Genomic DNA, 24,500 nt, shown 5'->3' on the forward strand with positions numbered 1-24,500 from the left:
GGCAATGGGCCAATATACGCAGGCCCTACGTCATTTGACGTATAGGCCGGAGACGGCCGGGCGCGCACAATGGCGTCATCGCGGGCGCGCAGATAATGCCGGCGTTCTGACATTGATCAGGAGATAAGGGATTTGGCAAAACCGAGGCCACGGCGGTACATCGGCCTGGAGACTTGAAAACATCGCATCGGATCCGGGGTGCCGATTCCATGTCCCCCCGGCAACAACATCAACGAGTGGCACGGGCTTTGCTTACGTATCTTGTCAGTCGCGCCCGCATCCGGACGCGCCATCGATTAACGCGGTAATGGCGTAAACAGCGGGATTTTTCATGACAGCGCAGCAAAAAGCCTTCAAGGCCAGACGTCAGTACAACCAGTGGGTCACCAACCAGACGCTGGAGGACTACGCACTGCGTTTTACGCCCCACTCGGCGCGACGCTGGAGCTCGGGCCGGGTGGTTTTGACCGCCATCAGCGCCATCACCTTCCTGGCCCTCGAGGCTATCGGCGGCGCCCTGACCCTGACCTATGGTTTTCATTACGTCGCCATGGCGGTGCTGTTGGTGAGCGTAATCATTTTTTTACTGGCGCTGCCCATCAGCGTCTATGCCGCCCGTTACGGACTGGATATCGATTTGCTGACCCGGGGCGCTGGATTCGGTTATATCGGTTCCACGGTGACCTCGCTGATTTACGCTTCATTCACCTTTATTTTTTTCGCCCTGGAAGCGGCCATCATGGCGATGGCGCTGAATATGCTGTTCGGCATGCCCCTGCATTTCGGCTATTTGGTGGGATCGCTGGTGGTCATCCCCCTGGTGACTTACGGTTTCACCTTTATCTCCCGTTTTCAGCAGTGGACCCAGTTCGTCTGGCTTATCCTGCAGCTCATGCCGTTTGTCCTGATCCTGCTGCGGGACGGCGGGACTTTTCACGATTGGACGGCCTTTACCGGCTTGATGCCGCCCGATAGCGGCGGTTTTGATATGTTGCGGTTCGGCGCGGTGTGTTCGGTGCTGCTTTCCCTGGTGGCGCAGGTGGGGGAACAGGTGGATCAAATTCGTTTCCTGCCGCAAAAAGAGCCCGGTCACGGGTTACGCTGGTGGTGCGGCGTCATCGCCGCCGGTCCCGGCTGGGTGGTGGTGGGGGCAATAAAAATCATGCTGGGCTCCTTTCTGGCGGTATTGGCGTTCCATTATGGGCTGGATGTGGATACCGCCAGCGAGCCGACCCATATGTACCTGGTGGCTTTCAGTTATGTCACCCACTCGTCCACCTGGCTGTTTGCCCTCACCGGCATTTTTGTCGTGCTGTCGCAGCTTAAGATCAACGTCACCAACGCCTATGCGGGCTCGATTGCCTGGTCCAATTTTTTCCTGCGCCTGACCCATCGCCATCCCGGCCGTGTGGTGTGGCTGTTTTTTAATGTCGGCATCGCGTTATTGCTGATGGAATTAGGCGTGTACCACGTGTTCGAGGATATCCTCGGCATATATGCGGTGGCGGCCACCGCCTGGCTGGGTACGGTGGTGGCGGATCTGGCGGTGAATAAACGCCTGGGATTAAGCCCTCCGGGCATCGAGTTCCGCCGGGCCTATTTGTACGACATCAATCCGGTGGGTATGGGATCGATGCTGCTGTCCATGGCCCTGGGGCTGGCGGCGTATTTTGGCTGGCTGGGGGCCGGCTTGCAGGGATTCGCCTCACTGCTCACCCTGGGAATGACCTTTGTTTTTTCGCCGTTTATCGCCTGGTATACCCAGGGAAAGTATTATCTCGCCAGGGTGGAAACCCATGAAGTGGCAAGCGTTTGCTGCGTCTGCGGCAATCATTTCGAACCGCCGGAAATGAGCTTTTGCCCGCTTTACGAAGGAGCGATTTGTTCTTTGTGCTGCTCGCTGGATGTCCGCTGCAATGACGCCTGTAAACCCCAGTCCCATTATTCGGAACAGATCCGGCACCTGGCCTTCAGCTTTCTGCCCTTCTCGTTTTTGAAAAGATTCGACCCGAAAATCTGGAGCTTTATCAGCATATTGTCCTTGTTCAGCAGCATTATCGGCATACTGCTGATGCTGGTGTATGTGCAGATGCGCAATGAATTCGGCGCCGACTACCCGATCCTGGCCGCCACCCTGTGGAAGGTATTTTTTATTCTGCTGATTATCACCGGCATCACCACCTGGCTGTTCATCCTCACCCATAAGAGCCGCCAGGTGGCGCAGGAGGAGCTGCGGCTACAAAGCGAACGTCTGCTGGAAGAGATCATCGCCCACGAAGCCACCGACAAACAGCTGCAAAAGGCCAAAGAGTCCGCCGATGAAGCCAATCTGGCCAAAAGCCGCTACCTCACCGGTATTACCCATGAGTTGCGTACTCCTCTCAACGCCATGCTCGGCTACGCGCAGCTGCTGGAACAGGCGCAGGATATCCCGCTGCCACGGCGGCATGGTTTAAGCGTCATTCGCCGCAGCGGAGAGCATCTGGCCAATCTCATCGAAGGATTACTGGACATTTCCAAAATCGAGGCCGGTAAAATCGACATTCAGCGCGAGGAAGTGCGCATCGGCGAACTGATGCAGCAGTTGGTGGAGCTGTTCCATCATCAGGCGCTGGACAAGGGATTGCGGTTTATTTACAACCCGCCTCCCACCTTCCCGGAGGTGGTGCTGACCGATGAGAACCGCCTGCGGCAAATCTTGATTAACCTGCTGTCCAATGCCATCAAATTCACCGACATCGGCACGGTCACGCTGGATTTCAAGTATCGCAGCGAAGTGGCGTTTTTCGCCATCCATGACACCGGCGTCGGCATCGACAGCGTCAATCTTGAACGCATTTTCCGCCCCTTCGAGCGGGTTGCCCAACGGGGCGCCCGCGCCGGCACCGGGCTGGGGTTGACCATTACCCGGCTGTTGACCTACGTCATGGGCGGCGATCTACAGGTGGAAAGCATCCCCGGCGCCGGCACCACCTTTACCCTGCGCCTGATGTTGTCGAGCCAAAATGCCGGCGGTTATCTCCCCTCGGTGCCCCGGCGTATCGTCAGGTACCGCGGGCCGACCAAACGGCTGATGGTGGTGGACGACGACGATGCCCATCGACGGCTGATGTCCGATATTCTGACGCCGCTGGGTTTCGAGGTACTGATGGCCGAGAGTGCGATCCAGTGCCTCGCACAGCTGGGTCAACCTCCGGTGGATCTGTTTTTACTGGACGTGGCGATGCCGGAAATGAACGGTTGGGAACTGCTCAATCACCTGCGGGCTCAGGGATGGGAGCAGCCGGTGCTGATGATTTCCGCCGAGGCGGACGAGGGCAAATGGCGTCAGATCAAAAAACGGGGAGAAATCCGTTTCCAAACCAAACCCCTGCGGATGTCATTACTGCTGGATAATATTGGTTCTCTGCTTCGCATCGAATGGATCAGGGAAACCGACAAGTCGATGTCGCCATCCGCCCCGGCGGGCGCTATCCGTTCGGACGAAAAAGGATTGGACAAAAAGGGTTTAGACGAAAAGGGTTTGGACGACAAAGAGTACCAAGAACTTATCGGCCTGGCGCGGTTAGGTTATGCCAAAGGATTTCGCGAGCGACTGCGGCAATTGGCGACCCAGGGCAAGGTGAGTACGCCCAGTGCCGAAAGACTGGATCTGTTGGCCAGCCGTTTCCGTTTTGAATCGGTGATAACGGAATTGGCCTTACTGGAGAAAGAATATGTCCCCCGCTGACAAGCCGACAGTATTGATTGTCGATGACGATATCAACACCGTCAGTATGCTTAACGATACATTGGACAATGCCGGTTTCACCGTATTGGTAGCCCTCGAAGGCAGCCAGGCGCTGTCCATTACCCAGCAAATCGTGCCCAATATCATTTTAATGGATGCCATGATGCCCCATCTGGACGGATTTGAAACCAGCCGGCGCCTGCGCCTTAATCCCACCCTGCGCCATACGCCGATAATTTTCATGACCGGCCTGAGTGAAACCCGCAACGTAGTGGACGCTTTTGATATCGGCGTGGTGGATTATGTCATCAAACCTATCCGCATAGAGGAGCTGCTGGCGCGGATGCGCACCCATTTGCACAATTCGCAGCTCACCTCCAGCGCCTACAACGCCCTCGAGTCTGTGGGCCAGCTCACCTGCGCCTTCAGCCCCCAGGGCCAGCTGCTGTGGGCGACACCGCACTCCTATCGTCTTCTGGAACAGTTCTGCGACAAGGAATTCGCCCTGAGCCGGCCCTTTATCAACCGGCTGCTGGCCTGGCTGCGGTCAGCACCCGGCAATCCGCAGCCCCTGGTATTGTCCGCCCTGGAACTCCCCTTGCGTCTGCATCTCATGCGCATCACCGACAAAGGAGAATTTTTACTGCGCCTCGAGGAAACGGCGAAAAAAGACGATGAATGCGCCATCTTTCGACAGCATTTCGCCCTTACCCAACGGGAATCGGAAGTGATGGCATGGATTGCCAAGGGCAAAACCAACCGGGAGATCGGGCAGATATTATCCCTGAGCCCACGAACGGTGAACAAGCACCTCGAACAGATCTTCCGCAAGCTGGCGGTAGACAACCGCACCTCCGCCGCGGCCCTGGCGTTACGGATACTGGAGTCCTCCCCCACCCATACCTGACCGTCCCCCGCAGGCAGGATATTGCTCCGCAATTTTTGCGGCGAGCAGCGCAAATTGCCGACTTTAAGGCTTTCAACCGGTTACGCTCCTTGCTTCAGCTTCACAGGTAAAGTAGCCTGAGGGCATGACATTGCAGCAGGATCCGGTTAAGGCTTACGGCATGTGGAAGCGCCTGGTATATTCCCTGATTGGTATTGCGGGCGTGTTGCTGTTTACGGCGATCGGCTTGGACCGCTGGATCAGCTGGAAAACCGCGCCCTATATTTATGAAGACTTGAGGCTTTTACCCCATCGCCAGGTCGGCGTGGTATTGGGCACGGCCAAATATATCCGCACCGGGGTTATCAACGAATACTATCTCTACCGCATCCAGGGGGCCATGAATGTCTACAACAGCGGCAAGGCCGATTACCTGCTGTTGAGCGGCGATAACGCGCTGCAAAGCTACAACGAGCCGGTGACCATGCGGCGTGATTTGCTCCACCACGGCATGCCCGCCGGGGATATCGTACTGGACTACGCCGGATTTCGTACCCTGGACTCGATTATCCGCACCCGTAAGGTATTCGATACCAACGATTTCACCATTATTACCCAACGTTTCCACTGCGAGAGGGCGCTGTTTATCGCCCAGCATATGGGCATACAGGCGCAGTGCTACGCGGTCCCCTCGCCGAAAAACATGTTCTCGGTGCGGATGCGTGAAATCGGCGCGCGACTGGGCACTCTGGCGGATTTATATATTATGAAGCGCGAACCGCGTTTCCTCGGTCCGCAGATTCCCATTCCCGCCCGCCAGGAAGAAGTCCCCCAGGGCGCGCAGGACTATCCCGCCGTCTCTCCCGAGCAGCTGCTGGAAATTCAGCCAAAACCGGACGGCGCCTCTGCGGATGTATTACAGGATATGCGATAAACGAAGGCGAGGTAGGAGGACCACTTTCACAAATCGTTACTGCAAACGTGTTGCAGAAAGCACATGTTAAAACGAGAACATGTTAAAGGGAGACCGTGCTGATGGGGTCGAATCGGGCGTGGTTTTTCAGCCCGACAGAGCGCCCCACAGCGCGGTAGGCCCGCCATCACCGATCCTGGCAACGAGCCTGCCAAAGGCAGCATATGTTAAAGTGAGAACGTGTTAAAGGGAGAGCGCGCCAATGGGGTCGAATCGGGCGTGGTTTTTCCGCCCGACCTAGCGCCCCATGGCACGCCCGCCATCACCGATCCTGGCAACGAGCGTATGTGAAGGTCTTGAAGCAAAGGCGTCAAAAAGAGACCGCACCAAAAGGCGCGGCGCTCCGGGCTTATTTCTTCTTGGCGTACTTCAATGAATCCAACGCCACCGCGAAGATAATAATCGCCCCTTTGATAATATACTGCCAGTACGGGTTCACGCCGATATAGGTCAAGCCGTAGTTGATCACCGTAAAGATAATCACCCCGGTAATCACCCCGGCGATGGTACCCACCCCGCCCGAGAACGACACGCCGCCCACCACGCAAGCCGCGATGGCGTCCAACTCATACATAAATCCCAGGTTATTGGTGGCGCTACCGATACGGCCGGCCTCCAGCAAACCGCCGAAGGCATAAAACGCGCCGGACAAGGCATAAATCATTATCAGGTTAAGCGGCACATTAACGCCAGACACCTTCGCGGCTTCCGGATTGCCGCCGATGGCGAAAATATTCTTACCAAAGCGGGTCTTGTTCCACAGTATCCAGACACATACCGTGGCAATGGCCGCATAAAAGGTAATATACGACAGTTTGAACTCGCCAAATTGCAGGAATCCCTGCGTAAACGTGGAGAAATGGCTATCAAAGCCGGCAATGGGCGATGCGCCGACAAAGTTGTAATACAACGAGTTGATACCATAAACGATGGTCATGGTACCCAAAGTGGTGATAAACGGCGTCACGTGCAGGTAAGCGATAACCAGACCGTTGACCAAACCGATTATCGCGCCAATGATGCAGACAATCAGGATAACCACCGGAATCGGCACGGTATGCAGATCGGGGAACACCTTATTGACGTTATCCATGGCCTGAAGCATGGTGGCCGACACCACCGCCGCCAGACCCACCTGGCGCCCCGCCGACAGGTCGGTCCCTTGGGTAACAATCAACCCCGCCATGCCCAGGGCGATAATAACCCGCACCGAGGACTGGGTCAGGATATTACTCAAATTGATCAGGCTTAAAAAAGTGGAATCCTGTATAATAATCAGCGCCAGCAATACCAATAACACCACATAAATACCGCCCTCTTTTAAGTAAGTGAGCAGGCTTTTCTTATTTAACGCATTCATAATAAGAACCCTTAAAATTAAAGATGCACGGAAGCAAGACGTAAAATTTCATTCTGGGAGGTCTCTTTGGTATTGACAATCCCCGCCATCAGACCATTACTCATCACTAAAATCCGGTCTGTAATTCCCAGTAATTCCGGCATCTCCGACGAAATAATAATAATGCCTTTACCCCGCTTTGCCAGTTCAGTAATCAATTGATAAATTTCAAATTTAGCGCCGACATCTATACCGCGGGTCGGTTCATCCATCAGCAGGATTTCCGGCTGGGTCAATAACCAGCGGCCGATAATCACCTTTTGCTGGTTACCGCCGGACAACGAACCGATATTGGTCTTATGGCCGGGGGTTTTAACCCGCATCGAGTCTATTACCCACTGGATATCGCTTTTCATGCGGGCGTTGCTTAATAAGCCGATTTTATTTTTATAATTACGGATGTTGGAAATCAATGAATTAAAACCGACGTCCAGGAAGGCATATATACCTGTGGCCCGCCGCTCTTCGGTCACCAGGGCAAAACCATTATTAATGGCCTCGTTAGCGCTCTTGTTTTTAATGGGCTTGCCGTGCAGGACGATTGTCCCGGAAGATCTTTCACGGATACCGAACAGAGCCTCGACGATATCGGTGCGTTTGGCCCCCACCAGTCCGGCAATACCCAGGATTTCCCCTTTATGCAAATCGAAGCTGATATTCCTTATGGACGGCTGGCGCAACGAGGTCAAATCCTTGACTTCAAGAATCACTTCCCCCTGCTCTCCTTCTATCCGATCCGGGAAACGCTGGCTAAGCTCGCGTCCCACCATCATCGCGATAATCTTGTCCATCGTCAGGCCTTCCACCTGCTGGGTGGCAATCCACTGCCCGTCGCGCAGAATGGTTATTTCGTCACACAGCTGAAATATCTCTTCCAGTTTGTGGGAGATATAAACGATGCCGCAACCCCGCGCTTTCAGTTTACGTATTATGCTGAAAAGATGACTGACTTCCCGTTCAGTCAATGATGACGTGGGCTCGTCCATGATAACGATTTTGGCATCGTAGGAAAAAGCCTTGGCGATTTCCACCATTTGCATTTGCGAAATGGATAAAGCGGCGACTTTCTCGTAGGGATCGATATCGATATCCAGCTCTTCGAAAATGGCCTTGGTGTCGCGATACATTTTTTTCTGATCGACAAACATCCCCTTGAGGGGATAACGGCCAAGCCACATGTTGTCCATCACGGTACGCTGCAATACCAGGTTCAACTCCTGGTGCACCATGGAAACGCCATGCTCCAACGCCTCCTTGGAATTTTTAAAATTGACTTCCTGTCCTTGGAAAAGGATTTTTCCGGAATCTTTGCTGTAAATACCAAACAGGCATTTTAATAAGGTGGATTTTCCCGCACCGTTTTCTCCCATTAATGCATGTACGGAATGCGAGTGAACTTTCAGATTCACATTATCCAATGCTTTGACGCCCGGAAATGATTTACTGATATCAGTCATTTCCAGCAGCCACTCACGGGGCTGTTCGGTCGTAATGTCGGCCATGATAATACCCGGCTAGGTTTAATACAGATAAAATCCCCCGGCGCGTAATGACGCCGGGGGGAGTCAGGATTATTTCTTGGTGAATTGCGTTAAGTTATCTTTATCTACGCCCACATACGGGATACGGACGATTTTATCTTCCAGCTTCCATTTGGTGCCTTCGGCAGCCGGTTTACCCGCCGCCAGGTTTTTCGCCAGATCAAAGGTGGCTTTAGCCTGGTTGTTGGCATCGTTCAATACCGTACCCGCCATGGCGCCGGATTTAACCAGTGCCAGCGCTTCAGGCAGGGCATCCACGCCAAAGACCGGTATAGCCGTTTTATTGTGGGCTTTCAACGCTTCAACCGCGCCCATGGCCATGGCGTCATTGTTGGAAATGACCACTTCAATCTTGTCAGCATTAGGGCCGGAGAACCATGCGTCGGTTTTATCCTTGGCCTGAGCGGTATCCCACATGGCGGTATCCAGCTGCAGCTGCTGGGTTTTCAGTTTTTCCTGACCGTTAAGGGTTTTGATCACATAGGTGGTGCGGGCTTCAGCATCCGGATGTCCCGGTTCGCCTTTCAGCAGAACGTACTGGATGACGCCGTCTTTATTTAAATCCCATTGCGGGTTGGCGCGCCAATGCTTAGCGATCAGTTCGCCTTGAATAATACCGGACTCTTTAGAGTCGGTGCCTACATAATAAGCCTTGTCATAGCTGTCCAAATCCTTGCGGCTCGGTTCCTTGTTATAGAACACCACCGGAATACCGGCGCCACGGGCTTTGGAAATAATCACCGGCGCCGCCGCCGGGTCCACCAGGTTTATTGCCAACGCTTTTACGCCTTTGGCAATCAGCACGTCCACCTGGTCGTTTTGTTTGGACTGATCGTTTTGGGAGTCATTCATCAACAGCTGAACGCCGGGACTTTGTTTGGCGTCTGCTTCCAGGGCTTTACGCACCTCCGACATAAAGTTGTCGTCGTATTTATAAATAGTTACCCCGATACGGGTGTCGGCAGCCCGTGCCACGACTGAAAACAACAGGCCGGCGGCCACGGCGGTAAGAACAAAAGCCTTTTTATTCATTAGATTCTCCGGAAATTTGTAGGGTTACGTTTTGGGTAGAACAATTTCCAAATACTCATACACCGGTTATGCCAGCAAAGGGAGCAAATGCCGGAGTAAAAATTTTCAGGGTCCCCCTGGACAAGAGTTTTGTCCATGTCAACCGTAAAACATGGCTAGCATAAAGGGATAAATGTTAATAAACTGTGAATATTCTCACACTTTGAAAACGGTTACATCTCATCTTGTGATGAGGAAGTGATCGCCGCCACATTTCGCAGCGGGGCCACCGAATGGCGGCGAACCACCGTCGGCATAAACAAATGAGTTTGCTTGGGATCCAATAGCCCGGCGGTACCTTGTAGCGCCAGTTCAGTGGCCGCCACCGCCATGGCGAAGATCGGATAACGTATGGTAGTCAGGTGCGGGCTGGTATAACGGGAGATGGGGATATCGTCAAATCCCACCACCGAGAATTGATTCGGCACCGCAATGCCGTTTTCCCGCAGGGTCGCCAGCGCCCCCACCGCCATGGCGTCGTTATACACGAATACCGCCGTCAGCTGCTGATTGCGGCCGAGCAGCTCCACCATGGCCGCCTCTCCTCCCTGTAAATCCGGTGAGGCGAGCACCTGCCAGCTTTGCGGCGGCGTTATGCCTTCTTCCTGCATCACCTGCAAATAGCCCTGATGACGCTGCGCTTCGTCTTCAATGGGATGATTGGAGCCGATATAGCCAATCTGCCGATGGCCCTGTTTTATTAAAGTCCGGGTGGCCATCACGGCGCCGCTGACGTTATCAAGCCCGACGCAACGGTGTTCGTAACCGGGAATAATTCGGTTTATCAATACCATACCCGGCTCCCGTTCCATAAACGGAATTAATTCCTCGTCGGAGAGGATTTTGGCATGCACCACCAGCGCACTGCAGCGCTGGCGAATCAGAACCTCAATGGCATGGCGCTCTTTTTCCGCCTGGTGATAGCTGTTGCTGATGAGCACATTCTTCTTATGACGCTGCGCCACCGTATCCACCGCCTTTACCAGCGCGCCGAAAAAGGGATCGGAAACATCCATCACCACCACGCCGATGGTGTCGCTGATTTGCGTGGCCAGCGCCTGCGCATTGGCGTTGGGACGATACCCCAACTCATTCACCGCCTTCATCACCCGGTCACGGGCTTCCTTGCTGGCGATGGCGCTGTCATTTAATACTCGTGAAACGGTCGCCACCGAGACTCCGGCCAACCGCGCCACATCACGTATGGTGATCATGTCATCCCCTGTTATTTATTACGTCCGCCCAGGATAATATTTGACCAAACGGGTGAAGCACGTCTTGTTAAGGCACCGGTGATGTTCCCCATTGCCGTCACAGGTCTGAAACATAAGGCGCTATCCTAACCGTTTTCTGACCGGCGCAGCGTGAAACAGCTCACAGGACCGAAAGCGCTTACATGATAAAAGCGCTATCGCGCCCATCAAGGAGAAAACCGCGGCATAGGGGGTCGGTTTTTAACAAACAGGGTATTTATCCCGATAAAAACAGCGGTCAGTGATTATGACATTGGAGATTGAAGGCTGAAGGCTGAAGGCTGAAGGTTGAAGGTTGAAGGTGGGAGGTGGGAGGTGGGAGGTGGGAGGTGGGAGAAAGAAGGGTGAAGATTACACGTTGAAGGTTGAAAGTCAGAGGGTTAAAGGGCTGTTGTCTCTGTGATGACCCGGAACCAGCAAACGGGCTATGGTGCCGGGGCTATCCTGCCGATTGACCAATTCAAACTTACCGTTGTGCAGCTGGGCAATGCGCGTCACGATGCTGAGTCCCAGACCGATACCGTTAAAGCGCTGATCCATGCGGACAAATTTTTTCGTCAGCTCCACGGCTTTGGCGGGATCAATGCCCTGCCCCTCATCGATAACCTCAAGCAGGATGCTGCCGTCTTGGTTGCCCATGAGCCGCACATCGATTTGACTCATTTCCGGGCTGTAACGGTGGGCATTTTCCACCAGATTACGCAGCAGCAGGCGTATCAATATCGCATTGCCCCGCAACATAATGTCTTCTTCCGGCAGGATCCAACGCAGGGTTTGCCGATGAAGCCGCACCAAATCTTCCAGTTCCTCCCGCTGCGGCGTGATGACATCCGCGAGCAGTTTCACCGTCTGGTAATGGCCGGAGGTAAAATCATGCCGGATACGGGCCAGCATTAATAACTGCTCCACCGTATAGGACATATTGTCTACCCGCTCAATCAGCGGCTGGTTATTCACGGCGAACTGCTTTTCCTGCAATTCCAGATGCAGCCGGATACCGGCCAGGGGCGTACGAAGTTCATGGGCCACATCGGAGGTGAATTGACGGTCTTGTTGCAGCGTATCGTTAAGCCGGGTGAGCAGTTGATTCAGGCTGCGTGTGACGGCAATGACTTCTTTGATATTGCTCTGTTCCGGCAGCGGCTCGAAATTCTCGGCGCCGCGCTTTTGCAACGCATCTTGCAAGCGTGAAAGGGGCGAGGTTATCCAGCTCACCGCCTGAAAACAAAACAGCAGGGTGACGATGACCATCATCAGCGCCGGCACGCTTAACGCGGCAATGGCCTCGCGAATCTCCTGATTGACATGGTCGTTGCGCACGCTTTCCGCCAGCGTGCGATTCACCAGCAGATCAATTTGTTCTTTGCTCTCATGCCACAGCCAGATGACGGTAATAAACTGACAACACAATAAAATAATGCCCAGTACGACAATCAAGCGCCAGCGCATGCTGATCAGCGGTGACTGGGGGGAAGGGGTCATGACTTCTCACCGTTTTCCTTGACGAGCAGATAACCGAACCCGCGCAAAGTGCGTATCTTGTCTTTGCCAATCTTTTGCCGCAGATTGTGGATATGGACTTCCAGGGAATTGGAGGAGGGATCGTCGTCCCAGTTATACAGGTCCTGGTGGAGTATTTCCCGGTGAATGCGATGCCCGGCGCGCAGCATCAGACGGGAAAGGATAGCGAATTCTTTCGGCGTAATATCAATGGGGCCGCCGTCAACGGTAACCTCATGACTGTTTAAATCCAGCGTGATATTGTCCACGCAAATCGAGTTATTGCTGACCCCCTGGTGACGGCGGATAACCGCCCGCGTCCGCGCCAGCAATTCAGTCAGTGCGAAGGGTTTGGTAAGATAATCGTCCGCGCCGACATTCAGGCCGCTCACCCGCTGATCCAGACCGTCGCGGGCGGTAAGAATCAGCACCGGCACATCGTTGCCGTTTTTACGCCACTTCACCAACAGCGACATGCCGTCCCCGTCCGGCAAGCCTAAATCAAGGATAGCCAGGCTGTAGGGGGTTATTTCCATCAAACTCTCCGCTTCGCGCAAGCTGCCCGTGCAGTCGCTGGCATACCCTTCCTGTTGCAGCGCCAGCTGCAAGCCCTCCTGCAAAAACTGGTCGTCTTCGATGATCAGAATTTTCATGGCTGCGTCATCCTGCAGGGTTGCACAATATCCAGGGTAGGCTGATAGAGTTTGGTGCCGACATTCATGAGCCCGAGCAGCGTCGAAAATAGATTATCCTGGGAATAGGCCTGCTGCTTAGCCCGGTTCCTTAAGCAATCGTCCTGGATACCTTGCGCCTGCATAAAAGAAGGCGACATCCATAACAACATCGGGATATGGGTTTGTTGCACCGGCGCCACGGCATAAGGCATACCGTGCAAAAACAAACCGTCTTCACCCAGGGATTCGCCGTGATCGGATAAATATACCAGGGCGGTATTAAATTTGTCCTGATGGGCTTGTAACAGTTTTATGCTTTTGTCGAGCATATAATCAATATAAACGATTGTATTGTCATAGGTGTTCACCAAAGCCTGGTTCGAACATTTTTGTATTTCATTCGTATCGCAGGTAGGTGAAAAAGTTGCCTGGGCGGCCGTATAACGCTGATAATACGTGGGGCCATGGCTGCCCATGGTATGCAAGACAATTACCGTATCATTATTTTGCTCATCGATATAAGCATCGAGATTATGCAGCAGCGCCTCGTCCAAACAGACCCCATTGGAGCAAAATTGCGGCAGATCTTTCCACTTCGACAGATCCTCGGTGGTAACGCGGTTGCACACGTATTTACAACCGCCGTCGTTTTCGCGCCATAAAACATTGACGTGCGCGCGCTGTAAAATATCCAGCACGTTATCCTGATGGGCCGCGCTATCGCCGTTAAAATGCGCCCGCGTCATGTTGGAGAACATACAGGGAACCGAGACCGCCGTGGCAGTGCCGCAGGAACTGGTATTGGGAAAATAAATGACATTATCCTGCGCCAGGCGAGGGTTAGTGAGCTTGTCATACCCGCCCAAAGAGAAATTCTGCCCCCTGGAGGTTTCTCCCACCACCACTATCAGCAGATTTTTTTTCTGGTTATCATTGACGGGGGTTGTTTTGTGGGCGTCCAATCCGATTTGCACGAACGGCATATTTTTAATGTAGTCGTGTTTGTAATAAGAATAACTGCCGACAATCATATTGCTGGGAACCAGATTTTTGATTAACTGCGGGTTATTCCGCATAAATGATGCATAGTCTTTATAAAAAAAGGTAGCCACGAGCACGATAACGCACAGCGAAAGCAAGATGTTCAGCAGATGAAAACCGGCGTTCTGCCAGGAGAAAGCCACTGGTTTTACTTTAATCCAGATAATGATTAATGAGGGTAAAATGCCCAAAAATAGAAAATAGTAGATTAACTGTGGCGATAATAGCGCCAGGCTTTCCATTGGTGTGGTATCAAGAACATTTTGCACCATGCCACGGTCGATTAATACACCATAACTCAGCATAAAATACTGCGCCAGGGCGTCGCTGATAAAAATCAGGATAATGAGTGGCTTACGAATATAAGGCAACAGAAAAAAGCTAAAAAGTAAATTCAGCGTAAACAGCACCGTAACCGGCATACTCAGGAAGAACAGCAGATTATTGAGCTGCGATATATCCATTAACCCCAAAATTTTTTTGAAGAAAATAACATTTTGAAAAAAAGTAATTATAAGCGCAACAATTATATTGAAAACCCAAGGGTGAACAACTGGTCGGGGAAATCCTTTAGCTGACTGTAGGGACATGTGCTCTTCTATCTTTTGCCGTGCTGAAAAAAAATTAGCCAAACATTAGCATGGCTACATTAGTTGAACCTTAAGCCCGCCGCCGGTTAAACGCGTGAGTTTGCGCCATAGCCACTCCATCGGTCCCTGGCTGAATATCCGCAGCCACAGGGCGGAGAAAATCATATTCACCAGCCAGACCCCTGGTACAAATAACAGCAGGCCGGCGCGGCCGAAGGTCATAAACAGGCCGAACTGATTAAATAACAGGGTACATAGCAGGGTTTGCAACAGGTAATTGGTCAGCGCCATGCGCCCGACGTTGCTTAGCCACCGGCCGATACGCAGGCGGTAGAGGGTCGGCCACCAACCGTAACACAGCGCCACATACCCCAGCGCCTGAAATGGCGCGCTTAATTCCCGCGGAATCTGCAGCACAAAAGCACTCCAGCGAAAGGACCAATGCACATGCCATTGCAGCAGCACCCCCGGCAAATTGATTACCATGCCCGCGGCAATTAAAAGAATAGCCGCTTTGCGGTAATGGGCAAGGGGCATCTCGCCGGACAACCAGCCGCAACGCATCAGTCCGGCCCCCATCAGCATCGACCCGGCCAGCAGCCAGCCGTATTGCATGCCAAGGGAGGTCAGGCTGTCATGCAACAGCCCCAGGCGCACCTGCCAGGCCTCGGGACCGCCGGTGGTCTGCCAATAATATTCATAAATCCGATCGGCGATGTCAGGCTGCCAAAAGCGCCCCGGCGGTGAATCGGCTATCAGCCATTGAAGCAGCAACAGAATAATCAGCCCGAACAGATAGAGCGCCGCTCCGGTAATAATCAGCATTCTTGGGTTGGACATCCGGCGAATCACACCCAGGCAAAGCAGGCCGACCAATCCGTAATCCAGCAAAATATCGCCGTCCCAGAAGAAAATCGCATGCATAAAACCAAAGGCCATCAGCCAGAGCAAACGGGAGGTTATCCATCGATTGCCGCGCGGCAGCAGCATATGCAGTCCGGCGCCGAACAACAGAGCGAATACCGTCAGGAATTTCACCTGCGCCACCATGTCCATCACCGCCCAGGCCCAAGCGTCGGGCAGCGACGGCTCGCCGGCAAAGGCCGGATTGAGATACGCCGCTTTCGGCAGACCAAAGGCGGTGATATTCATCAACAGGATGCCGAGGATCGCCATTCCCCGGGCACAATCCAGCATGACAATGCGCTCGCGCATGCACAGCCCTTATCCAGAAAGAAGACGGCTTCAGATATAAAACGTCGTAACGTTGAAACGGCTTAGCGACCGTTCAGTCGTCATGGTGCCGTACGGTACGCAAAAACTCCTGCCGGGTATTCTGGCTGGATTTGAACAGCCCCCCCAGGGAGGTGGTGGTGGTGGCGCTGGTGGCGTCTCGAATGCCGCGCGCTTTGACGCAATAATGTACCGCGTCGATGGAGACCGCCACGTTATTGGTCCCCAGCAAGGTTTGCAACGCGATCAGGATTTGCTGGGTGAGGCGCTCCTGAACCTGGGGCCGCTGCGCGAAAAACTGTACGATGCGGTTGATTTTCGACAGTCCTATAACGCTCTCTTTGGGAATATACGCCACGGTGGCCTTGCCATCGATTATCACAAAGTGGTGTTCACAGGTACTGGTGAGGGTGATGTTGCGCACCGCCACCATTTCATCCACCTTCATTTTGTTCTGAATGAGGGTGATTTTCGGGAAATTGGCATAATCCAGGCCGGAAAAAATTTCGTCCACATACATTTTGGCAATGCGGTGCGGCGTTTCCGCCAGGCTGTCGTCGCTCAGGTCGAGATTCAATAATTGCATAATCTCGGTCATGTGCTCGGCGATACGGCGTTTTCGGATTTCCCCATCCACGGCTTCTCCCCGCAATGGCGTTTCCAGACCGCGAGCCAACAGGGTTTCATGCACCAAAGATGCTTCTTTTGTCAGCAATACCATTATTTTTCTCCGGCAGGCATATCGGCTCTTGATCTCATTGCGTCAAGAGGCGTCACCACTCTAGAGGAGCCCGTGACGATTATCCAGTGATTGTATCGCATGAATGATGAAATTATTGCAGATGGGCCTTAGGGTTGGCGCCACACCAGTCCGCCCGCCAGCAGCAGAGCCGCCAGGGCCACCGCCAGCGCCGGTTCCAGCCGCCCGGTCGCCGCGCTGGACAGCGCCGACAATACCGGCCCGACCAGTTGTCCGACGGCATAACCGCAGGTGAGCAAACCGGCCATATAGCGCATATGTTCCGGCGCCTGGCGCCGGCTGCACTCAAGGGTCAGCTGTACTACGCTTAAAAATCCGCCGCCGGTGAGCAGCGCGCCGACCACCAGGCTGCTGACGCCGGGCAATCCTATCATCATCGCCACACCCAGCCCCTGCGCCCATAGCGTCAACGCCAACCGTTTGCCCGGGGTCAGACAGCGGCGGGTCAGGATGCCCACCGCAATACCCGTCACGCCGGCGGCGCCGAACGCCGGCCAGACCCATAACCCGAAAGCGCTGGCGGGAAAACGCTGCGCCGCCATCTGCGATAAAAATGTCGCGGGCAGGATGTAGCCAAAGCCCGCGAGGGAGTAGCTCCACAGCAGTTTTTTCAGCGCCGGATTGAGCCGGGGCATGGCCTCCAAAGGAGACCTGCGCGCAAAGGCCCCGTGGCGGGGAAGATAGCCGCTGATAAGCGTGATGGGCAGCAGCGCGGTGACGCCGTAAATCCCCCAGGCATAACCGACGCTGACCCGGTAATGATGCATGATCATGGCCAGCAGTCCGCTGACCATGATGCCGGTGCCCGGCCCGGCGAATACCGCCGCGCTCAGTGCCGGTTTGCGCAAGAGCAGCAGTTGATCGTGGGTCCAGGCGGATACCAGCACCATGGCCCAGCCGCTGGCGATACCGATGACCAGACGCAGCACGCCGTGCATCAGGGCGGTGTGGATAACCGCCGACAGCAGCGTCAGCGTTACCGCGCCCCAAACCCCCATCCAGATTCGTCTTTCCAGCCCTCGCGACGCCCGCATGGCGTCATAGGCGCCGAGCAGGTATCCCAGATAATTCATCGCCGCCACCAGGCCTGCGCTGGTGAGGGTCAGCTGACCGGCGTGAATCATCAGCGGCACCTGGGGGGTAAAGGCAAAACGGCCGATCCCCATCGCCACCAATAGTGCCAGAAAGCCGCTGAGGGCCACTTTTAACGCCATACCGTCTCCGAAAGATCATTTTTATGTTGCTAACAGCATGCACTATCAATAAACTCACGAAAAATGAATAATAAAGACCAAGTTGCTGACAAAACGAGAACATATGGATCTGACCCAGCTCAAGATGTTTTGCACCGTCGCCGATTCCGGCTCCCTGGCTCGCGCCGCCGAGCTGCTGCATCGGGTGCCGTCTAATCTCACTACTCGCCTGCGTCAATTGGAAAACGAAGTGGGCAGCGATTTGTTTATCCGTGAAAAGCAGCGGATCCGTCTCTCTCCCCTGGGGCATAATTTCCTCTGTTACGCCACCAAGATCCTGGCGCTGAGCGAAGAAGCGCTGCAAATGGCCCGCGCCGGCGAGCCGGTGGGGAATTTTGCCCTGGGCGCCATGGAAAGCACAGCCGCCATACGTCTGCCGGAGCTGCTGGCGAACTATCATCAGCGTTTTCCCGAGGTTGCCCTGTCGCTGATTACCGGTTCGTCGGGGGAAATGGTGGACAGCGTGCGCGCCGGTACGCTGGCCGCCGCCCTGGTTGACGGCCCGGTGACCTATCCGGAGATCCATGGCTGCATCAGTTTTCGAGAAACCCTGGTGCTGATAGCCGGCCTGGATCAGCCCCCCGTCCACGATGCGAACGACGTTGCCGGTAAAACGGTGTTCGCATTCCGGCCCAGTTGCTCCTATCGGCGGCGGCTGGAAGCCTGGTTCAATAAGCAGGGCGTAGCCCATGGACCGGTGATGGAGATCCAGTCTTATCACACCATGCAGGCCTGCGTGGCCAGCGGCGCGGGGGTAGCCATGCTGCCCCTGGCGGTGCTGCGCCAGATGCCCGGCCAGGAGAAGGTGTCCGTTCATGCGTTGCCGCCGGAGACCGCCGATGTCGCCACCTGGCTGATTTGGCGCCGGGACGCGTTCAGTCCCAATGTGCAAGCCCTGAAGCAGCTGATTATCGAACAAGACGACCCGGCGCCGGAGCAGCTTGCCGGCGTCCGCGAATTTCCGCCGCCGGACGAACCGGCTGCGTCGGCCGATGCCGAAAGCCAGCCCCATCACCCTGCCCATAATGTATATTCCCTATAGATTTCACGTTGACGGGTATAAAAGGAGTTATTCTATGCAAATGATAAAAACCCGCGCCGCCATCGCCTGGGGCCCCAATCTCCCGCTGTCGGTGGAAGAGGTGGATTTGATGCCGCCGCAAAAAGGCGAAGTCTTGGTGCGTATTGTCGCCAGCGGCGTCTGCCACACCGATGCCTATACTCTGTCGGGCAAGGATCCGGAGGGGGTTTTCCCGGTGATCCTCGGCCATGAGGGCGGCGGCGTGGTGGAAGCGGTGGGTGAAGGCGTGACCAGCGTGGCGGCCGGCGATCATGTCATCCCGTTATATACGCCTGAATGCGGCGAATGCGAATATTGCCTCTCCGGTAAGACCAATCTTTGCCAGGCCATCCGCGCCACCCAGGGTAAAGGGCTGATGCCCGACGGCACCACCCGCTTTTTTAAGGACGGAAAACCCATTTTCCATTACATGGGCACTTCCACCTTCTCCGAATATACCGTGGTGCCGGAAATATCCCTGGCTAAAATCAGCAAGGAAGCGCCGCTGGAAGAAGTCTGTTTGCTGGGATGCGGCGTGACCACCGGCATGGGAGCCGTGATCAATACCGCCAAGGTACAGCCGGGAGACAGCGTGGCGATTTTCGGCCTCGGGGGTATCGGACTGTCGGCGATTATCGGCGCCAAAATGGCCGGCGCCGGTCGCATCATCGGTATCGATGTCAATACCGGCAAATTTGATTTGGCCCTGAAGCTGGGAGCCACTGATCTTATCAACCCGAATGACTATGATAAACCCATCCAGGAGGTGATTATCGAACTCACCCGGGGCGGGGTGGATTTTTCCTTTGAGTGTATCGGCAATGTCAACGTTATGCGGTCGGCGCTGGAGTGCTGCCATAAAGGATGGGGCGAATCGGTGATTATAGGCGTGGCCGGCGCCGGCGAGGAGATTTCCACCCGCCCGTTCCAGTTGGTGACCGGGCGGGTATGGCGCGGCTCGGCCTTCGGCGGCGTCAAGGGGCGCTCGCAGCTTCCCGGACTGGTGCAGCGTTATCTGGACGGAGAATTCCAGCTTAATGATTTTATTACCCATACCATGGGTCTGGACCGGATCAACGAAGCTTTTGAACTTTTGCATGCCGGCAAATCCATTCGTTCGGTGATCCATTTCCGTCCGTAATGTCCGTTCATGCGTTTTGTTCAAAATGCATCCGTTAATAAGACATCCGGTTCATAAAACCCGGTACATAAAAAAGAGGAGCGACCGATGGAAACGAAGCCCGAATGTATCGATGCGCACCGGCTGTTCGGCGGCTGGCAATACCGCTATCGTCACCACTCCGCCAGCACCGGCGGACCGATGACCTATAGCATCTACCTGCCGCCGCAGGATAAACAAAAGCCGCCTCCCCATGCGGTTTACTGGCTATCCGGACTGACCTGCAACGATGAGAATTTTACCCTGAAGGCCGGCGCCCAGCGCGTGGCCGCCGAACTCAATCTGGCGCTTATCATGCCCGACACCAGCCCGCGCGGACCTGGTGTGCCGGATGACGAGGCCTATGACCTGGGCCAAGGGGCCGGTTTTTACCTCAATGCGACGCAGGCGCCCTGGGCCGGACAGTACAATATGTTCGATTATGTAGCCGATGAACTGCCGGCCTTGGTGCGCGCGCAGCATGTCTTTAGCGACCGGCAGGCCATTATGGGCCACTCCATGGGCGGCCATGGCGCATTAATGCTGGCGTTGCGTCTGCCCGGACGGTTCCGGTCCGTCTCGGCCTTTGCCCCCATCGTCAATCCCTGCGACGTTCCTTGGGGGCGCAAAGCCTTCGGCGCCTACCTGGGGGACGACGAAAAGGGATGGCAAGACCACGACAGTTGCCGCTTGCTGGCGGCCGAGGGCGCAAGACCCCTGCCGATATTAATCGATCAGGGGGATGCGGATCCGTTTCTGGGGCAGCAACTGCAGCCGGAAAAGCTGGATGAGGCAGCGCGTCGCAAGAACTGGCCGCTGACGCTGCGCATGCAGACGGGTTATGACCACAGCTATTTCTTTATTGCCAGTTTTATCGAGGATCATCTGCGCTTCCATGCGGGATATCTGAATGCCTGAAGGCGTTGTTCCAAACGCTCCAGGCGTACTGTTACGGCTACCATCCCTGGTAGCCGTCCTTCGGGCCAACGCCTGACGGCGTTGTTCCAAAACGCTCCAGGCGTACTGTTACGGCTACCATCCCTGGTAGCCGCCCTCCGGGCCAACGCCTGACGGCGTTGTTCCAAAACGCTCCAGGCGTTTTGGTCCCTGCGCGGACGGTCTACTCTTATAGCATCCTGTCCCGCCTAATAAAGACCGTGCCGATTTGTCATCAGTCTGAACAGGTCTGGTCCCGCCCTTCCCTGGCCACCTGTTCCACGGTTCGCATCGCCGCCAACAGGCCGGCTTCGCTCAGTTCCGCCCGCAGCAAATGGATGGATTCACCGGGTTGCAGTGTGCGGGACGCCACCTGTGCCATGGCGTGCGAATCGTTGATATCCACATTCATTGCCTCGAGCGACGTGGGCAGGCCGAACGTCTCCCAAGCGGCGCTGAGAGTACGCAGCCACTCATCCTGTCCCAGCAGGGCGCACTGCACCAGAATACCGTAGGCCACCTTGGTGCCGTGTAAAAACCGGGCGGTGGCGGGCAATACCGTCAATCCGTTATGTACCGCATGCGCGGCGGCCACCCGGGTATATCGTTCCCCCAGGCCGCCCACCATGCCGCCGCCGGCGATAATGGCATCCGCCACATCCAGGAAATCTTGTGTCAGCTCGCCCCGTTCCTGAGCCGCCAGCGCGGCCGAGCTTTGATTGAGCAAGACGTCGCGCACCGACAGCGCGGTCTGGATCCCCAACCGCACGGTGAGCGGCAGACGTTCCGGCTCGGGACTCAGTACCACCGCCTCGTACCATTTCGCCAAGGTATCGCCGATGCCCGCCAGCAGGTACTCTTTCGGCGCCGCCAGTATAATCCGCGGTTCAACCAGGACCAGATGATTGGCATCATCAAAAATTTCAAAGCGCAGCGCCTCGCCGGCCTCGTTGTACCAAACCGACAGCGGCGTCCAGGCGGCGCATGTGGCGGCAATGGTGGGAATCGCCACCAGAGGAACCCCTAACCGGCGTGCCAGTACCTTAGCCGTGTCCAGCACCGCACCGCCGCCGATGCCGATGACCACGGAGCGGCGACGGCCGGCACGGCGGATAAGCGACGCGACTTCCGTTTCGCTGCAATGGCCGCCAAAACCGATACGCACCGCCCCCGGCGCGGAAAATTCCGGCGGCAGATAGGCTTTTGCCGCCGCCAGAGCGCGTTCGCCATAAACCCATACCGCGTCGGCCAATACCGCCGCCGGATAAAATTCCGTCAGTTTCTCGATGGCGCCTGGAAAAGAATAATAGTTATCGGGAGAAACCTGCACCCGTATTGCGTATGACATGCCGGGACCTTATTCGAAACACCGCTTATTCACCGGCTTATGGCCGGACTCCATTGGGAAACATTATCTTATTCATATTGAGGGCGCCGTCTAAGGATTAATTTAGCAAATGGAAATGAGTTTATTGAGGATGAGGGTCTGAGGCCGGCGATCCGCCGGCCTGTTTCCCATAGGTGGCGCTATTTCCCTTCGGTTTGGCTGCGCAGGGGGACTGGCTCGGCGGCGGCATAGTCATCACCGCGGCCGGGGAACGTCATGTCCTGGTAGCGAACCAGATGGGTACCGTGCCGCCATTTGTAACTCAGCCAGATAATCAGAAACAGGGGAATACCGATATAGGTGGCGGTGACGCCGTACCAGTCGATGCGGTCCTGGAGAAACGCTTGATAATTCTGGCCCAGGGTAATCAGCAGGCACAGCACAAAGGCGAAAATCGGCCCCAGCGGGAAAAAACCCGCGCGATAAGGCAACTCCGCCAGATCCCGTCCCTGGATCATATAACCCCGGCGGAAGCGGTAGTGGCTGATGGCAATGCCCAGCCAGGCGATGAAGCCGGTCATGCCGGAAGCGTTCAGCAGCCAGAGATACACTGTCTGGTTACCGTACATCGAGGTCAGGAAACACAACCCCGCCATGACGGTGGTGAGATAAAGCGCATTGCGCGGTACGCCGCCTTTGGACAATTTGGCGAATATCTTCGGCGCATTGCCCTGGCAAGCCAGGGTATAGAGCATCCTGGTGGAGGCGTACATGCCGGAATTACCCGCCGACAGTACCGCCGTCAGGATGACGGCATTCATCACCGCCGCCGCGGAGAGCAGGCCGGCATTGCGAAAGACCAGGGTAAAGGGGCTGACGGTAATGTCCTTGACGTCGTTGCGTAGCAAATTCGGGTCGGTATAAGGGATAATCAGGCTTATCACCAGGATTGCCAGCACATAGAACAATAGGATGCGCCAGAACACCTGCCGTACCGCCCGGGGGATATTTTTCGCCGGGTCGGCGGATTCGCCGGCGGCGATGCCGATAAGCTCGGTGCCCTGGAAAGAGAAGCCCACGATCATCGCGACCCCGATCATCGCAGGGAAACCGCCGGCAAAAGGCGCGTTGCCCACCTGCCAATTATGCCAGCCGGCGCTTTCGCCGCCGCGCAGGATACCGGCGATCATCAATACGCCTATGGCGATAAAGATGATCACTGTGACCACCTTGATCAGGGAAAACCAGTACTCGGCTTCGCCGAATCCTTTTACCGAGATGGCGTTCAGGCTGAACATGATGGCCATGAACAGTGCGCTCCAAATCCAGCCCGGTACCGCCGGGAACCAGTAGCTCATCACCAGTTGCGAGGCCACCAGATCCACGGCGATGGTCACCGCCCAGTTGTACCAGTAGTTCCAGCCGAGGGCGAAACCAAAACCTTCTTCTACATAGCGGGCGCCGTAGGTGGAGAAGGAGCCGGAAACCGGCATATAGGCCGCCAATTCACCCAGGCTGGTCATGAGGAAATACACCATCAGGCCGATGAGGATGTACGACAATAACGCACCGCCCGGCCCGGCTTGGGAAATGGTCGCCCCCGAGGCGACGAACAGCCCGGTGCCGATGGAACCGCCAATGGCGATCATTGTCAGGTGACGTGCTTTGAGTTCACGACGCAGCCCCGGAACACGCTGGGTGTCATTGTGGGTTTCTCGCATGATAATTTTGTCTGTCCATGAAAAATTTGACGGCGGATTGTACCAAAAAGAACACAAGGAGGGAGTTTTGCCGGCTTGTTATTAGAGAGCTTCATAACTGCCGGCGTATTATTAGCTTGACGCCATTTGGCGTGGCCTCTTTTTAACAGGCTTGTTGCACGATCGGTGATCGCGGGCCTAGCGTGCCATGAGGCGCTCGGTCGGGCGGAAAAACCACGCCCGATTCGACCTCATTGGCGCGCTCTCCCTTTAACAGGCTTGTTGCACGATCGGTGATCGCGGGCCTAGCGTGCCATGAGGCGCTCGGGCGGGCGAAAAAACCACGCCCGATTCGACCTCATTGGCGCGCTCTCCCTTTAACAGGCTTGTTGCACGTTCGATGATCGCGGGCCT

17 protein-coding genes and 1 pseudogene are annotated in these 24,500 nt (G+C 55.4%); 6 read left to right on the forward strand and 12 right to left on the reverse strand.

Features of this window, described 5'->3' with window-relative positions:
- Positions 1–331 precede the first annotated feature (331 nt).
- The 3 genes from HB631_RS11010 to sanA all read left to right on the forward strand — a co-directional run bounded on the left by HB631_RS11010 (position 332) and on the right by sanA (position 5,550).
- Complete coding sequence (locus HB631_RS11010; protein ID WP_213991187.1) at positions 332–3,730, forward strand: ATP-binding protein; 3,399 nt, start codon at positions 332–334, stop codon at positions 3,728–3,730.
- Positions 3,717–4,637, forward strand: a complete 921-nt coding sequence (locus HB631_RS11015) for a DNA-binding response regulator (RefSeq protein WP_213991188.1) — start codon at positions 3,717–3,719, stop codon at positions 4,635–4,637. The genes HB631_RS11010 and HB631_RS11015 overlap by 14 nt, the downstream gene beginning before the upstream one ends.
- 160 nt (positions 4,638–4,797) lie before the next feature.
- Entirely contained in the window at positions 4,798–5,550 is a 753-nt protein-coding gene (sanA, locus tag HB631_RS11020) for an outer membrane permeability protein SanA (RefSeq protein ID WP_213991224.1), read from the forward strand.
- Positions 5,551–5,938: 388 nt separating this feature from the next.
- Here the strand turns inward: sanA and mglC are convergent, their stop codons facing one another.
- The 10 genes from mglC to HB631_RS11070 form a co-directional block, all read right to left on the reverse strand.
- Complete coding sequence (gene mglC / locus HB631_RS11025) at positions 5,939–6,949, reverse strand: galactose/methyl galactoside ABC transporter permease MglC (RefSeq protein WP_213991189.1); 1,011 nt, start codon at positions 6,947–6,949, stop codon at positions 5,939–5,941.
- A gap of 17 nt (positions 6,950–6,966) precedes the next feature.
- The gene (gene mglA, locus HB631_RS11030; RefSeq protein WP_213991190.1) at positions 6,967–8,490 is read right to left on the reverse strand and encodes a galactose/methyl galactoside ABC transporter ATP-binding protein MglA; all 1,524 of its coding nucleotides are present in this window, start codon (positions 8,488–8,490) and stop codon (positions 6,967–6,969) included.
- A 69-nt stretch (positions 8,491–8,559) separates the two neighbouring features.
- Complete coding sequence (gene mglB, locus HB631_RS11035; protein WP_213991191.1) at positions 8,560–9,561, reverse strand: galactose/glucose ABC transporter substrate-binding protein MglB; 1,002 nt, start codon at positions 9,559–9,561, stop codon at positions 8,560–8,562.
- A gap of 212 nt (positions 9,562–9,773) precedes the next feature.
- Positions 9,774–10,814 carry an HTH-type transcriptional regulator GalS gene (gene galS / locus HB631_RS11040; protein WP_213991192.1) on the reverse strand — a complete coding sequence of 347 codons (1,041 nt, stop codon included), beginning with the start codon at positions 10,812–10,814 and terminating at the stop codon, positions 9,774–9,776.
- 411 nt (positions 10,815–11,225) lie between these two features.
- Positions 11,226–12,335 carry a two-component system sensor histidine kinase PmrB gene (gene pmrB / locus HB631_RS11045; protein WP_213991193.1) on the reverse strand — a complete coding sequence of 370 codons (1,110 nt, stop codon included), beginning with the start codon at positions 12,333–12,335 and terminating at the stop codon, positions 11,226–11,228.
- On the reverse strand, positions 12,332–13,006 hold the full coding sequence (gene pmrA, locus HB631_RS11050; RefSeq protein WP_213991194.1) for a two-component system response regulator PmrA: 675 nt from the start codon (positions 13,004–13,006) through the stop codon (positions 12,332–12,334). Before pmrA ends, pmrB begins: the two co-directional genes overlap by 4 nt.
- Positions 13,003–14,658 (reverse strand): phosphoethanolamine transferase EptA, encoded by a 1,656-nt coding sequence (gene eptA / locus HB631_RS11055; RefSeq protein WP_213991195.1) that lies wholly within the window; start codon positions 14,656–14,658, stop codon positions 13,003–13,005. The genes pmrA and eptA overlap by 4 nt, the downstream gene beginning before the upstream one ends.
- A 54-nt stretch (positions 14,659–14,712) precedes the next feature.
- On the reverse strand, positions 14,713–15,873 hold the full coding sequence (gene yeiB, locus HB631_RS11060; RefSeq protein ID WP_213991196.1) for a DUF418 domain-containing protein YeiB: 1,161 nt from the start codon (positions 15,871–15,873) through the stop codon (positions 14,713–14,715).
- A 73-nt stretch (positions 15,874–15,946) separates the two neighbouring features.
- Positions 15,947–16,612: a GTP cyclohydrolase I FolE gene (folE, locus tag HB631_RS11065; protein ID WP_213991197.1), complete on the reverse strand. Its 666-nt coding sequence runs from the start codon at positions 16,610–16,612 to the stop codon at positions 15,947–15,949.
- A gap of 128 nt (positions 16,613–16,740) precedes the next feature.
- Positions 16,741–17,865, reverse strand: a complete 1,125-nt coding sequence (locus tag HB631_RS11070; protein ID WP_213991198.1) for a YbfB/YjiJ family MFS transporter — start codon at positions 17,863–17,865, stop codon at positions 16,741–16,743.
- 103 nt (positions 17,866–17,968) lie between these two features.
- On the opposite strand from HB631_RS11070, the pseudogene HB631_RS11075 reads away from it, so the two are divergent.
- The 3 genes and pseudogenes from HB631_RS11075 to fghA all read left to right on the forward strand — a co-directional run.
- Positions 17,969–18,820, forward strand: a pseudogene (locus HB631_RS11075) (LysR substrate-binding domain-containing protein); the annotation flags it as partial.
- A gap of 160 nt (positions 18,821–18,980) precedes the next feature.
- A complete protein-coding gene (locus HB631_RS11080; protein ID WP_213991200.1) occupies positions 18,981–20,105 on the forward strand; it encodes an S-(hydroxymethyl)glutathione dehydrogenase/class III alcohol dehydrogenase in 1,125 nt (374 codons plus the stop codon).
- Between the two features lie 87 nt (positions 20,106–20,192).
- A complete protein-coding gene (gene fghA / locus HB631_RS11085; protein WP_213991201.1) occupies positions 20,193–21,041 on the forward strand; it encodes an S-formylglutathione hydrolase in 849 nt (282 codons plus the stop codon).
- Positions 21,042–21,294: 253 nt separating this feature from the next.
- Here fghA and HB631_RS11090 read toward each other — a convergent pair whose 3' ends face one another.
- Both HB631_RS11090 and HB631_RS11095 read right to left on the reverse strand, forming a co-directional pair.
- Complete coding sequence (locus HB631_RS11090; RefSeq protein WP_213991202.1) at positions 21,295–22,407, reverse strand: oxidoreductase; 1,113 nt, start codon at positions 22,405–22,407, stop codon at positions 21,295–21,297.
- 179 nt (positions 22,408–22,586) lie between these two features.
- Positions 22,587–24,107, reverse strand: coding sequence for an amino acid permease (locus tag HB631_RS11095; RefSeq protein ID WP_213991203.1), 1,521 nt, complete (start codon positions 24,105–24,107; stop codon positions 22,587–22,589).
- Positions 24,108–24,500: the final 393 nt, after the last annotated feature.

The organism is Sodalis sp. dw_96 (assembly GCF_018449575.1).
Classification (GTDB): domain Bacteria; phylum Pseudomonadota; class Gammaproteobacteria; order Enterobacterales; family Enterobacteriaceae; genus Acerihabitans.